Genomic DNA, 14,197 nt, shown 5'->3' with positions numbered 1-14,197 from the left:
AACAGTTGTTAATTACTAATGTGGATGTCTAGTTCCCATTAGCTTAATTTAGCGTTTAACTATTTTGGTTACTTATGCTCAGAAAATACATATTTAAATCGCTCCTTCTCGTTTTTGCTTCCTCAACCGTCCTTGCACAAAATACCGCCTGGTTTGAACTAAATCAATCGTACAAAAGTGGCATTGAACTGCTTGAAAAAGGCAAATATGCTGCCGCGGCTGGTCAGTTTAGCCAGGTTGATCAATCTACCACCAGGTCTTCGGCAAATGTTGAGATAACACCAGAAATAAGTTTATTAAAAGAAAATGCCCAGTACTATTTAGCCTTGTGTGCTTTGGAACTGGGCAATGACGACGCCGAAGGCTTATTTCTCAAGTTTATTGCTCAGCATCCGGTGAATAGTAATACTAAACTTGCATTTTACCAGGTCGGACGCTCCTATTTTGGTCAGAAAAATTATCCTAAAGTGGTGGAATGGCTTACTAAGCTAGATAGAAATAGCCTGTCTGGAAAGGAATCTGCTGAATACAGATTTAAACTGGCCTACTCCTATTTCGAGCTAAAGGACTTCAAAAATGCAGAACCCCTTTTTGCACAATTAAAGAACGAGCAGAATAATTATACTGAACAATCGATTTACTATTATGCTTACCTCAATTATTTAAATAAGAATTATAGAGTTGCTCTTACTGAATTTGAACGTCTAAAAGGTTCGAAGGATTACGAAAACAGTTACCCATATTATATTTCCGCCATGTATTTCCTTGATAAAAGGTATGATGATGTAATTAATTATGCGGTTCCAATATTGAAATCCACGAAACAGTTATACGAAACAGAGATGTTGCGCATAATTGGAGCATCGTATTTTGCTAAATCTGATTATAAAAATGCCGCGATCTATTATCAAAATTTCCAGCAAAGGGATCTTGGCAAAACTCAAAACAATCAGGATAATTATCAGATCGGATATACCTGGTTTAAACTTAAGGACTATAAAAAAGCTATCGCTGAGTTAGAGAAACTCTCATCAGCAGATGAATATTTCCAAAACGGGATGATAGCATTGGGAGAATCTTTTCTCAAGACAAACAACAAGCAGGGAGCCCGTAATGCTTTCTTTAAGGCATCCAAACTAACTGTTGATAAAGAATTGCAGGAAGAAGGGCTCTTCAACTATGCGAAATTATCTTATGAGCTTGATTTCCATCAGGTCGCGTTAGATGCAACACAACTTTTCATCAAGACCTATCCGAGATCTAATAAAATCGATTCTGCAAAAACCTTATTAGGCGAGATTTTACTTTCAACAAAGAATTATAAAGACGCAATTGACATTCTAGAATCCATTCCAAATAAAAATCGAGAAGCCAAAGAAGTATACCAGAAAGTAACGTATTACCGGGGACTCGAATTTTATAATGAGCGTGCATTTCAAAATGCCATCTCAGTTTTTATGCGCTCTAATGCTAGTGTGGTAGATCCTGAAATAGAATCGCTCTCGACCTACTGGCTGGCTGAAGCAATGTACGAAGTAAGAAAATTCGGTGAGTCTGTAGATAATTTTGAGAAGTTCCTTGATCTGCCTGCGTCGAGAAAGACAGATGTATTTAACTATGCGAACTATGCTCTGGGATACGCAGCTTTCGAACATGAGAGCTACCGCAAAGCGGCAACACACTTCAGTCGGTTTTTACAGGGAAATGAAAGAGACCGGAATACTATTAACGATGCTGTTTTAAGACTTGCGGATTCGTATTTCGTGTTAAAAGATTACGGCGATGCCCTTACCTACTATAACCGCATTGTTTCGTCTAATGCCACCGGAGAAGACTATGCGTTGTTCCAGCGTGGAATGATTCAGGGCTTGCAAGGACAGAATGATGAAAAAATTGCAACTCATAAATCATTGCTTCAACAATATCCAAAATCCAACTATGCAGATGATGCAGGGTTTGAGATTGCATACACGTACTTCATCAAGAATGACTTTGATATCGCTAAAAATGACTTAAGTGCGCTGATTGCGAAGTACCCGCGAAGCAGTTATGTTCCAAGAGCTCTTATCACCATCGGTCTGGTTCAGCTTAACCAGGATCAGGATGACGCTGCGATTGAGACATTTAAACGAGTGGTAAGTGAATATACAACAACAGACGAAGCCAAATTGGCACTTGAATCAATTAAAAATATCTACCTCGAACGATCTGATGCTGCAGGCTTCCTCGCATATGCAAATACTACCAGCATAGGGAACCTCAGTACTTCTGAGCAAGATAACATAACATTCCAGGCTGCCAACAACCGTTTTTTAAAGGGTGATTATCAGGGAACTTTCGAATCTGTAAATGCCTATTTCGATAAATTCCCGAATAAGCCAATTCACGATAAACACGCAAAATTCATTCGTGCGGAGAGTCTTGTTAAATTGAATCGCCCGAACGAATCGATTCCGGATTACGAATATATCCTGAACGATTGGACAAGTGATTATACAGAGCGGGCACTCATCAGCATCTCAAAGATCTATCTTTCTCAAAAGAAATATAATGAGGCCATCGTCCACCTGAAAAAGTTGGAATTAACATCTGAATACCGCGCACATTATGGTTATGCTATCAACAATCTGATGGAATCATATGCCAATATTAATATGCCGGACGAAACAATGCTTTATGCTCAATTTGTTAGAGATTTTGAAAAATCCTCCCAAGAAGAAAAATACAGGGCTGATTTGTACGCTGGTAAAGCAAATTTGATAATTGGAGATAAGGCGGAAGCGTTGAAATATTTCACATTGGTTGCTGATAAAACCCAAACAGTCACCGGCGCAGAAGCAAAGTATAACGTAGCAAAACTGCAGTTTGAAAAAGGTGATTATAAAACTTCACTTGCAACCGCTATGGATCTAACGAACAAAATGTCGTCTCATGATTATTGGCTGGCAAAAGCCTTCATCCTTATAGCTGATAATTATCTGGCATTGAAAGATACATTCCAGGCCAAAAGTACTCTACAGAGTATTATAGACAATTACGAAAGTGATGATGATGACATTCTTGCTACAGCAAAAGAAAAATTGGCGGCAATAAAATAAAATTAATAAGATGAAGATCCCGTTTTTAAAATATGCATTTCTGGTTTGTTTCTCCACGCTGTCTGTTAGTGTGATGGGACAGGATAAACCTAACCCTACTCCACCATCAGGAACACTCACTGAGGAAATTGAAGTTGTACGTCCTTATAAACCAGTTTTAGCTGATGCTGTGAAAATTCGCCGCAGCCCAGATCTAAAAAATGAACAACCATATAAAGCTGCACTGACTTACAATATCATCGACAAGAAACTAGAGTTAAACTCTAACATTAAAGAGCTTGAAGCTCAGAAAATGGTGGACGAAAAAGAAGTTGTGCTCAGGAACAATTATGCAAAAGCTGCTGCCGGGAGTTCAGGAACTACACTTGGGGAAGTTTATGTAAATACCGGTCGTGACCAGGGATTACAAGCCGGAGCCTTTTTCAAACATCTGTCGCAGCAAGGTGATCAGGAACGCCAGCAATTCTCAACCCAGCAGTTAGGTCTATTCGGCCGCACAGTTTCCGATTCATACTCCCTTTCTGGCAAATTGATGTATGATAGACGTTCGACTTATTTTTACGGCTTTAATCCAGTTTCATCTGCAACGGTGAATATGGACAAGCAACGATTCGGGACCATAATTGGACAGGCCGAACTGATAAATAATTTCACAGAGTCTTCACCTCTGGATTACGCATTAAATATTAAGGCGTACCAGTTTAGTAACATTGACGAAGGTCGCGAAAGTTCAGTAGTTCTTGGTGGATCTGTTAATAAAGCAATGAATCTGCTAAACTTCGGACTAAACGCGTCGGCCGATTTCACTGCCGTGAAAGACGAAGCATACAAAATGGGTAATAGTATCTTAAGGGCTAATCCATACGTGAAACTTCAGGGAAAAGCATTTTCCTTGAACATTGGGGCAAATATTGTTCAGGAGTTTGGAGACCGAAGCAGAACTAATGTTTTTCCTGCCGTTTCTGCAGAGATACCAGTAGTTACCGACTACGCAATTCTTTTTGGTGGCGTTAACGGCGATGTGCTGAAGACCTCACTCAGAGATTTGGCCACGGAAAATCCCTACTTAAGTAAAAATATTTCCATCGCAAATTCTATTGAGAAGATGAATATCTATGCTGGTATTAAGGGTAATGCCGGTGCGGAATTCGGATATAAGGTTCTTGGATTTTACAAAACTGTTGAAGATCTTCTCTTGTTCGTTAATAATCCAACGACCATTAATCGTTTCGATGCCATATACGATAATGGTGAGAGCAAAATATTTGGTCTTAATGGACAGGTTAACGTTAAAGCCTCCGAGATCCTCAGCCTGACCGGAAAGGCAGAAATTTATAACTACGAACTTGCAAGTGAAAACGAAGCATGGTTTAAACCGACTCTTCGATTTTCTTCAAATGCCCGATTCGACTTAAATGAGAAGGTGATCATAGACGGAGAACTTTTGTTTCAAGGTGAGACTACGGCGAAATTTCCCGGTCCAGCATCGGGTCCCGTTAATATTGTGAACATTAAGAGCTTTATGGATATAAGCGCTGGTGCCGAGTATCGGGTTAATAATAAATTCGGTGTTTTCCTACGTGCAAATAATCTGCTTGGAAAATCGTATCAAAAATATCTCTACTATCCGAAACTGGGTATGAATTTATTTGGGGGAGTGAACTATTCATTCTAATGCTTTGTTTTTGCTGCTTGCGAATTAAAAATTAACTTTACCCCGGATGGATATTGGGATTTACATTGCCGATTTGTTGCGAAACCAGGAGGAAGTTAGCCTTCCCGGCTTGGGAACATTTACTAAACAACGAATCCCCGGTTCTTATGACAGCACTAATAATTCATTCTTACCTCCGCGATATCAAGTTAGTTTTGATGACCGATTAACTGAGCCCAGTGGGTTATCAGACTATATAAGTTTAAAGAAGAATCTTTCAACATCCTCTGCGGAATACTTTGTTAAAAAATTCGCGGCGGGTTTATCTGACCTGCTCGAAACATCTGGCATTGCCGAAGTGAAGCCGCTGGGGATTATACGGCAGAAAAGTGATGCGTTAACATTCGAACCATCTACAGATTTCGACATTGGCGGCAGGTTTTATGGATTAAAGCCGATTGCCGAGCTACGGAAAACTGTTAGTCAACCGGTAAGCGAGCCAATTGTTCCTGCTGCAATTTCAACTGATTCAATTGAAGATTTTATCAACTATCAGGGTGATGAGGAAATCGAGGATGAACAGGAATACGTAGAAGAACCAAGGCGGAATCGCTTATTACTACTAATTATCGGTGCATTTTTATTTGGAATTATCGCGGCCGTTTTGCTATATTTTTTCAATCCTCAAACCCGAAATTTGATTGACAAAATGCTTCCAACCTACTCCTCGAGTGTACCGGTTAAGCAACCTGCAGAAACTTTTGAGAAGCCCGCACCAGTAGTAATACCTGATTCGACAAAAGCAATTCTTCCTTCAACTACGCCAGACAGTGCAGGATTCGATTCTACCTCTAGCGTCAATCCAGTAATAAAAGAACCAGTCTCAGCACCAATGATAAAGATTGAAATCATCGGTGGTTCATATGGAAGACGCAGCGAGGCAGAAGCTTATGTAAAGGCCATGAAAGCCAAAGGTTTAGATGCTAAAATTGCCGAAGATATGCCCGGGAAACTTTTTAAAGTAAGTCTGGCTTCCTTTCAGGATGACCAAACCGCACAAAATGAACTAAACCGTATTGTTCAACAAGTTGAAAAAAAGGCTTGGATAGCAAAATATAAACCAAAGAAAACCCAATAATGATGTTTTTACTACAGATCGACACTGTCACTCCCATAACAGATACAGCTGCTGCAGCAGCTGCCACGGTACCAACGTTGGCAACAGCGGAAGAGTTAAAGTTTATAGACTTGTTAATTAAAGGTGGCTGGGTGATGTTTCCGCTGGCTCTACTAGCATTCATAGCTTTGGTAATTTTTGTTGAGCGCTACCTCACCATCCGAAAAGCTTCAAAGGATGAGATGAATTTAATGTCACAAGTCAGACAGAACATTCAATCTGCACGGCTTGAGTCGGCCCTTGCACTTTGCCGCAATAGCAATACACCGCTTGGAAGGATGCTTGAAAAAGGCCTTGTCCGTATCGGCCGACCAATTAAAGATATTGAAGGTGCAATTGAGAATGTTGGAAAGCTTGAAGTCTCCAAACTCGAAAAAAACATCGGTATACTGGGCATCATAGCGGGTATAGCACCTATGCTTGGTTTCGTGGGAACAATTGTGGGAGTAATTACTATTTTTCACGAAGTTTCGGTTAAAGGGATTATAGAAATCGGCACAATTTCGGGCGGTCTTTATACCAAAATGATCACTTCTGCAACGGGACTGATCATCGGTATAATCGCATATGTTCTTTACCATATTTTAAATATTATGGTTGACCGCATAATTTTGAAGATGGAAACCGACGCTATTGAATTTATTGACTTGTTAGAAGAACCAGGGAAATGAATTTTAAAAAACGAAAACGTGCCTCGGTAGAGGTGCATACATCGGCATTGAACGACATCATGTTCTTTCTGATGTTATTCTTTCTGCTCGCATCTGCGGTAGCAAATCCAAATGTGGTTAAACTATTTCTGCCACGTTCAAGTTCCGGACAATCTATTCCACAGCAGACAATCAATGTTTCAATTACAAAAGATCTGGAATATTTTGTCGAGAAAAAGCCGGTTCCTTTGGCTGATCTATACAGCAGTATAGAAGCATACCAGCGCGCGGCACCTGACCTCACAATAATTTTATACGCGGATCGTACTATAGCTATAGAAAACGTTGTCGAATTGACGGACATTGCCAACAAATTGAAAGTAAAGCTTGTTTTAGCTACGGAAACAAAAAAATAATGCAATACCAAAGACAGGAAGAGAACAATTATCCAAAAGCTTTTGCTATATCAACAGGTATAATGGGAGTTTTACTGGCTATTAGTTTCTTCATTATCGCAAGCCGAGCTGAACCACCGGAGGAAATCGGAATGGGTGGAATCATTGTTAATTATGGCACGTCTGAGGTGGGTATGGGTGATGACTACATGAGTATCGAAGAACCATCCACAGCACCGGACGCGAATAATACTCCGCCTGATAAAGTAACGGAAAACCAAGAAGTAACTGAAGCAAGCTCTGAGGTCACTGATAAGTCGATAGCAACTCAAAACACAGAGGATGCACCAGAAATTGCCACTAAGGAAAAGTCGACTGCGAAATCACCATCAGTGAGCTTACCAGCAAAAGAAAATAAGCCAACAGTTAATCAAAACGCGCTATACAAAGGGAAGAAAAACGACGGAAAAGGTGCAGGTGATGGCACTGGAGAAACACCAGGAAATCAAGGCAGTAAAGATGGTGATCCAATGTCGCCCGACTACGGTGATGGAGGATCGGGATTTGGTGGTGTTGCACTCGATTTGAAAAGCAGGCGATTTACCAATCTTAATGTCCCTAAAGATGACGGTCAAAAGTATGGTCGTGTTGCGGTAAGGATTTTTGTAGATAAAAACGGTGTGGTTGTGAATGCTATCCCAGGAGTTAAAGGCACAACACTTTCTGATAAAGCAATTTGGGAAAAATGCAGGATTGCCGTTATGGGTGCCTCGTTAAACAAACTTGAATCAGCACCGGAAACTCAGATTGGTGTGGTTATGTTTAACTTTAAAGTGAAATAAACCTATCTCTCTTATCAGGCAATATCATGGCCGTAAGTAATTCTAATTCTTCAGAGCATGTTAGACCGTTTAATAATTACAAGGAAACGATAGATTACTTATACGCCCGGCTTCCCATGTTTACGCGGATCGGTGCAGCCGCTATAAAGCCCGATCTAACTAATACACTAAAGCTATGCGAGCGCATCGACAATCCTCAAAACAAGTTTAAAAGTATTCATATTGCGGGCACAAACGGGAAAGGCTCCACTTCCCATATGCTGGCAGCTATTCTGCAGACCGCAGGTTATAAGACTGGCTTATATACATCTCCCCATCTTAAAGATTTTCGTGAACGTATTCGTTTAAATGGTGAAATGATTCCCGAACATCGGGTTGTCGATTTTGTAAATGGTCAACAATCGAATATTGAGGAAATAGATCCCTCCTTTTTTGAAGTGACAGTAGCATTGGCGTTTGATTTTTTTGCGAACGAGCAGGTTGATATTGCGGTGATCGAGGTTGGACTTGGAGGCAGACTGGACTCCACAAATATCATCACTCCGCTCGTATCCGTTATAACGAATATTGGATACGACCACGTTAATATTCTGGGAGACACTTTACCGAAGATTGCTTCGGAAAAAGCCGGAATAATAAAATCAGGGGTTCCGGTCGTCGTGGGAGAAAAGCATCCCGAAACTGCAGCAACGTTTTTCGAAAAATCGAAATCAACGAAATCAAAATTGGTCAATGCCAGTGAAGAATGGCAAATCACAAAATCCATCCATCAGGATTTAAATCAGTTTCTGAAACTAGAATTAAAGAAAACAGAAATAAACAAATCGCCGCTGAGCTTAAAGGAAGTTGATCTGGATCTTACAGGATCATACCAATTAAAGAATCTGGCGACTGTCTTAAGTTCTGTTTCCGAATTGAAGTTAGCCGGCTTTGACATTTCTGATGAGCATATCAGGCTCGCTCTAAAAAGCGTAAAAATGCTCACGGGCTTGCAGGGGCGTTGGCATATTTTGAGTCAGAAGCCGTTAATTGTTTGCGATACAGGTCACAATGAGGATGGTATTCATGAGGTATTAAAAAATATTAATGACCAGGAATTTCACAAACTTCATATGGTGATTGGCATGGTCAAAGACAAGGAAATATCCAAAATTTTAAAACTGCTCCCGAAAAACGCCACCTACTATTTTTGCAATCCAGACATGCCGAGGGCTAAAACTGCCATGGAGTTAAAGGAAGAAGCACATGTACTCGGTTTAATTGGGAATAACTTTGAAAGCGTGGCTGCAGCCTTACGTGCAGCAAAAGCGGCTGCGTCAGAAAATGACCTTATTTTCATCGGAGGAAGTACCTTCGTTGTAGCCGAGATTCTCTGAGCTCTTGTTCCCGTTCCTCATTTTATGGAATTTATCATTTTTCATCATCAACTAGATAATTAACCTAATTAGCTGAACTGATGATAAATTTCAACGAAAATTTATACACGACCCAGTGGCTGGATCTTGTATTCCAAAACCGGAACAAATCTTACGGTGCTTACCAATTAAGAAAACAAAGCAACGAAACTATGACGAAGGCATTACTTTATGCCTGCATCATGTTTTCTGCTGCGATTATTTTGCCCTGGACGTATGGGCTGATGTCCGGGAAGGTACCGGTAATTGAAATACCTCAACTACCGGACCCGGTGGAGGTGAGTTTAACAAAAATACATGAACCTAAGCCTTTAACACCGCCTGCTACAACTCCACCTGCGAAACAAATACCATTAAAAACGATTCAATACACAAATATGGTTGTAGCAAAGGCAGAGGAAGCAAATGTAGAGCCGCCAACACAACTACAAATTGCACAATCTGTTGTAAGCACAAGCACTACAGCAGGTGCAGATGCTACGGGGATTAATCCTGTCGAAATGTCAACCGGTAGTCCGGCTGGAACAGGTTCGGCTGAAATGCCATCAGAGACAAACATCTATCCGATTGACGCCATTGAAAAATATCCTGAGTTCCCTGGAGGCCAGGAAGCATTCATAAAATTCCTAAGAAAAAATTTAAGATATCCAGGTATGGCTGCTGAAAACGGGATTCAGGGGAAAGTTATTTTGAGTTTTGTAATTGAGCGAAACGGAGATTTGTCGCACATAAAAGTACTTCGAGGTATTGGAAGCGGCTGTGACGAAGAAGCGATGCGTGTTCTGGCAAAATCTCCGCAGTGGAAACCAGGGATCCAAAATAAGCAAAGTGTCAGGGTGGCTTATAATCTTCCAATAAACTTTTCCCTCTCAAACTAGGGCAATAATCAAAAAGGCCTGAACTAATGGAACAGTTCAGGCCTTTACTCATAGGTACCTTTTTGTTTTTCCTCTTTACCTGAAACTTCAGGCTGTTTTACTTTCTGTCGCGCGCCACAAATAGTAAATCGGCACCCCGCTTAACATGATTCCAAGTCCCACCCAAACAAATTCCTGTTTGTAAAGTATAAGCAAGGTGCAAAATGCTATCCCCATAATGATATACAAAGCTGGAAGGAACGGATATCCAAAAGCTTTATAAGGACGTTCCGCATCCGGCATTTTGGCGCGAAGTATATATATTCCCAGGATTGTGAGAACGTAGAAGATCACCACCACAAAAGATATCATATCTAGAAGTTGCCCATACTTTCCGCTCAAACATAAAATGGACGCCATGACACACTGAATCCAAAGCCCGAATTCCGGCACTGCATGTTTGTTTAATATTGCTGTTTTTTTAAAGAACAAACCATCGTTTGCCATCGTATGATAAACTCGTGCACCGGCAAGTATAAGTCCGTTATTACACCCAAATGTCGAAACCATAATCATCAAGGCGATTATAACCGTACCGGCATTACCGAAAATGACACTTGATGCTGCCACTGCAACGCGATCTTTCTCTGCTGTCGCAATCTCTGTGAGCGGTAAAACCGCGACATATACCATATTGGCCAGTACGTAGATGACAGTCACAATCAGTGTCCCAAGGAAAAGGCTTAGGCCAATATTTCTTTGCGGGTTTTTAACTTCACCAGCAATAAACGTAATGTTATTCCAGGCATCGCTGCTGAATATGGAACCAACCATGGCGGCGGCTACTGCCCCTAGAGCAGCGGCTATTGTATATGATTGCACTGACCCATCGCCATTTAATTTTTGCATGCTCCATGCGTTCGTCCAGTTTGCATCCCATACATCCGGCTTTAGCATGATGAACCCAAAAACTATTAAGCCAAACAAGCTAAGTAACTTGGTCAAAGTGAACGTAGTCTGAATCATCTTACCACCTTTGACCCCCTTGGTATTTATATATGTTAATAATATAATGGTCGCAATAGCTAATATTTGCGCTGGGGAAACGGTTAGCGAGCCAACAGTAAACATAACCAAATCTTCGCTGACACCCGGTATTAGATAAGCGGTAAATTTTGAGAAGGCCACCCCAACAGCGGCAATTGTCCCTGTTTGAATAACAGCAAAAAAACTCCAACCGTAAAGAAATCCAATAAGGGGATTATATGCTTCTTTAAGATAAACGTATTGCCCGCCAGCTTTGGGAAACATAGCACTTAGTTCGCCGTAGCTGACAGCGGCTATTAGAGTCATAAGTCCGGTTATGAGCCAAACAGCTATCAACCATCCGGCTGACCCTACATTTCTAGTAATATCTGCTGCTACTATAAAAATTCCTGAGCCAATCATGCTGCCAGCAACAATCAATGTCGCATCAAGCAATCCAAGCTCCCGTTTCATTTCGGTTGGTTCCAAAGCTTCCTTCATTTCTTAGTTTTGATTTAGGTATTTAGGAATAAACTTACATTAAAAAATTATCTCAAAATCAATAAAATTATCGAAATGCCAACAAGCGAATTTGCGACTGCAAAAAGCTAATTCTGTCGCTAAATAATTAATCCATGCAAGTATCTCATTACCAACCACTAAGATCAGAAAGCAAAAGAAATATCATTGAATACCAAAACATTATAGGCTTGCATGTTTGAATAATAGAATAAGCCTGCTATTTTTGCGGTCACGTTAAAAAAATAACCAATTTAAACAGCGAGTTATACATGGAGTTTTTACAGGAAAATTTGATTTATTTAATACCAGTTTTAGGTGTTGTAGGGATTATCAGCATGGCATTGAAATCTGCCTGGGTAACCAAACAAGATGCCGGAGATGAAAACATGCAGCGCTTGTCAGGATATATTGCTGATGGTGCAATGGCATTTTTAAAAGCAGAATGGAAAGTTCTTGGCTATTTTTCTGCAATTGCAGCAATACTATTAGCATACTCCGGAACTCTTGTAGAGACCTCAAGCTGGGTAATTGCAATCTCTTTTTTAATTGGTGCATTTACTTCTGCCTTAGCTGGATACATTGGGATGAACATAGCGACCAAGTCGAATGTTCGTACAACGCAAGCAGCAAGAACAAGCTTGGCAAAAGCTTTGCAAGTATCGTTTACCGGCGGAAGCGTTATGGGTATAGGTGTTGCCGGTCTTGCAGTTCTTGGACTCGGAAGTCTGTTTATCGTCTTTTATCAAATGTACGTAGTTAACGTAAACGGAGACATAAATGGTATTGAGATGGAGAAGGCACTTGAGGTGCTGGCTGGATTCTCACTTGGAGCCGAATCAATTGCATTATTTGCGCGTGTTGGTGGTGGTATATACACAAAAGCTGCCGATGTGGGTGCTGATCTAGTTGGAAAAGTTGAAGCAGGAATTCCTGAAGATGACGTCCGTAACCCAGCTACAATTGCTGATAACGTGGGCGATAACGTTGGTGATGTTGCCGGTATGGGCGCCGATTTATTTGGTTCTTATGTCGCAACAATACTCGCAACAATGATATTAGGTCGTGAGATCAAATCCGTGGATAATTTCGGTGGTATAGCCCCTATCCTACTTCCGATGCTTATTGCAGGTATTGGTTTGATACTTTCAATTGTTGCCTGCTCATTTGTTAAGATAAAGAAAGAGACTGATAGTGTCCAAAATGCATTAAACATGGGTAACTGGTCATCCATCATCATGACAGCGATTGTTTCATTTTTCGCTGTTCGCTGGATGCTTCCTGAAGAGATGATAATCCGTGGTTTTGAGTTCTCAAATATGGATGTGTTTTATGCAATTGTTGTAGGTTTAGTTGTTGGTGCGTTAATGAGCATCATTACTGAATATTACACGGCTATGGGCAAGCGTCCTGTGATGAGCATTATCCGTCAGTCTTCAACTGGGCATGCTACGAATATAATCTCCGGATTATCAGTAGGTATGGAATCAACCGTATTACCGATCCTCGTGCTTGCAGGAGGTATTTATGGCTCCTTTTATTTTGCCGGCTTCTACGGAGTGGCAATTGCAGCTGCTGGTATGATGGCGACTACTGCCATGCAATTATCAATTGACGCATTCGGACCAATTGCAGATAATGCTGGTGGCATCGCTGAAATGAGTGGCTTGCCACCCGAAGTAAGGGACCGTACAGACAATCTGGATGCTGTTGGTAATACAACCGCAGCAACTGGTAAAGGTTTTGCGATCGCTTCTGCTGCGCTAACATCACTGGCACTTTTTGCTGCCTTCGTTGGGGTCGCAGGAATTAATGCGATCGATATTTACAAAGCAGATGTTCTTGCTGGTTTGTTCGTGGGAGGGATGATACCTTTTATTTTTTCAGCTTTGTGTATATCAGCCGTTGGCCGTGCGGCAATGGATATGGTGAATGAAGTACGTCGCCAGTTCCGCGAAATTCCAGGTATTATGGAATATAAAGCAAAACCAGAATACGAAAAGTGTGTCGCTATTTCCACTGAAGCGTCTATACGTGAAATGATGTTACCAGGTGCAATTGCGCTAATTGTTCCAATTATAATTGGTTTCGCTTTCGGAGCTGAAGTCTTAGGAGGTTTGTTAGCCGGTGTAACCGTTTCCGGTGTTTTGATGGGTATGTTCCAGTCAAATGCGGGTGGTGCATGGGACAACGCTAAGAAGTCATTCGAAAAAGGTGTGGAAATCAATGGTGAGATGTTCTACAAAAAGTCCGAACCACATAAAGCGTCCGTTACAGGCGATACCGTTGGTGATCCTTTCAAAGACACTTCAGGTCCTTCAATGAACATCCTGATCAAATTAATGTCAATTGTATCATTGATTATCGCACCTCACCTTTCTTCCGGCACTTCACATATTGATGGTAAAATGGAAGTAAAAAGAGATATTAAAATAATAGCTGTTGATTCAGCAGGTACGACAACCGTTGATACAATTACGAATAAAATTGATACTATCGCAAGGTAGTTCAGAATAGCTTAAAAATTCCAAAGGGAGGTTCTTATGAACATCCCTTTTTTTATG

General features: G+C 40.9%; 10 protein-coding genes. 9 read left to right on the top strand and 1 reads right to left on the bottom strand.

Annotation, left to right across the window (positions count from 1 at the left end; translation table 11 throughout):
- The first annotated feature begins 74 nt into the window (after positions 1-74).
- From B5X60_RS01045 to B5X60_RS01010, 8 genes are all read left to right on the top strand, one after another.
- Positions 75-3,098, top strand: a complete 3,024-nt coding sequence (locus tag B5X60_RS01045; protein ID WP_079700718.1) for a tetratricopeptide repeat protein — start codon at positions 75-77, stop codon at positions 3,096-3,098.
- 10 nt (positions 3,099-3,108) lie between these two features.
- Positions 3,109-4,773 (top strand): TonB-dependent receptor, encoded by a 1,665-nt coding sequence (locus B5X60_RS01040; protein ID WP_139377334.1) that lies wholly within the window; start codon positions 3,109-3,111, stop codon positions 4,771-4,773.
- 46 nt (positions 4,774-4,819) lie between these two features.
- A complete protein-coding gene (locus B5X60_RS01035; protein ID WP_079700716.1) occupies positions 4,820-5,890 on the top strand; it encodes an HU domain-containing protein in 1,071 nt (356 codons plus the stop codon).
- 2 nt (positions 5,891-5,892) lie between these two features.
- Positions 5,893-6,600: a MotA/TolQ/ExbB proton channel family protein gene (locus tag B5X60_RS01030; RefSeq protein WP_079700715.1), complete on the top strand. Its 708-nt coding sequence runs from the start codon at positions 5,893-5,895 to the stop codon at positions 6,598-6,600.
- A complete protein-coding gene (locus tag B5X60_RS01025; protein ID WP_079700714.1) occupies positions 6,597-6,995 on the top strand; it encodes an ExbD/TolR family protein in 399 nt (132 codons plus the stop codon). Before B5X60_RS01030 ends, B5X60_RS01025 begins: the two co-directional genes overlap by 4 nt.
- Positions 6,995-7,816: an energy transducer TonB gene (locus B5X60_RS01020; RefSeq protein ID WP_079700713.1), complete on the top strand. Its 822-nt coding sequence runs from the start codon at positions 6,995-6,997 to the stop codon at positions 7,814-7,816. Before B5X60_RS01025 ends, B5X60_RS01020 begins: the two co-directional genes overlap by 1 nt.
- Positions 7,817-7,842: 26 nt before the next feature.
- Positions 7,843-9,192, top strand: a complete 1,350-nt coding sequence (locus B5X60_RS01015; protein WP_245803436.1) for a bifunctional folylpolyglutamate synthase/dihydrofolate synthase — start codon at positions 7,843-7,845, stop codon at positions 9,190-9,192.
- 80 nt (positions 9,193-9,272) lie between these two features.
- On the top strand, positions 9,273-10,109 hold the full coding sequence (locus B5X60_RS01010) for an energy transducer TonB (protein WP_079700711.1): 837 nt from the start codon (positions 9,273-9,275) through the stop codon (positions 10,107-10,109).
- A gap of 87 nt (positions 10,110-10,196) precedes the next feature.
- Here B5X60_RS01010 and B5X60_RS01005 read toward each other — a convergent pair whose 3' ends face one another.
- Positions 10,197-11,615: an APC family permease gene (locus B5X60_RS01005; protein ID WP_079700710.1), complete on the bottom strand. Its 1,419-nt coding sequence runs from the start codon at positions 11,613-11,615 to the stop codon at positions 10,197-10,199.
- 290 nt (positions 11,616-11,905) lie between these two features.
- Here B5X60_RS01005 and B5X60_RS01000 point away from each other — a divergent pair, with 290 nt between their 5' ends.
- The gene (locus B5X60_RS01000) at positions 11,906-14,140 is read left to right on the top strand and encodes a sodium-translocating pyrophosphatase (protein WP_079700709.1); all 2,235 of its coding nucleotides are present in this window, start codon (positions 11,906-11,908) and stop codon (positions 14,138-14,140) included.
- Positions 14,141-14,197 lie beyond the last annotated feature (57 nt).

The sequence above is a fragment of the Daejeonella lutea genome (genome assembly GCF_900168015.1).
GTDB classification, from domain to species: domain Bacteria; phylum Bacteroidota; class Bacteroidia; order Sphingobacteriales; family Sphingobacteriaceae; genus Daejeonella; species Daejeonella lutea.
Note: the sequence above shows the minus strand (reverse complement) of the source record. Positions and strands in the feature narration are given on the sequence as shown.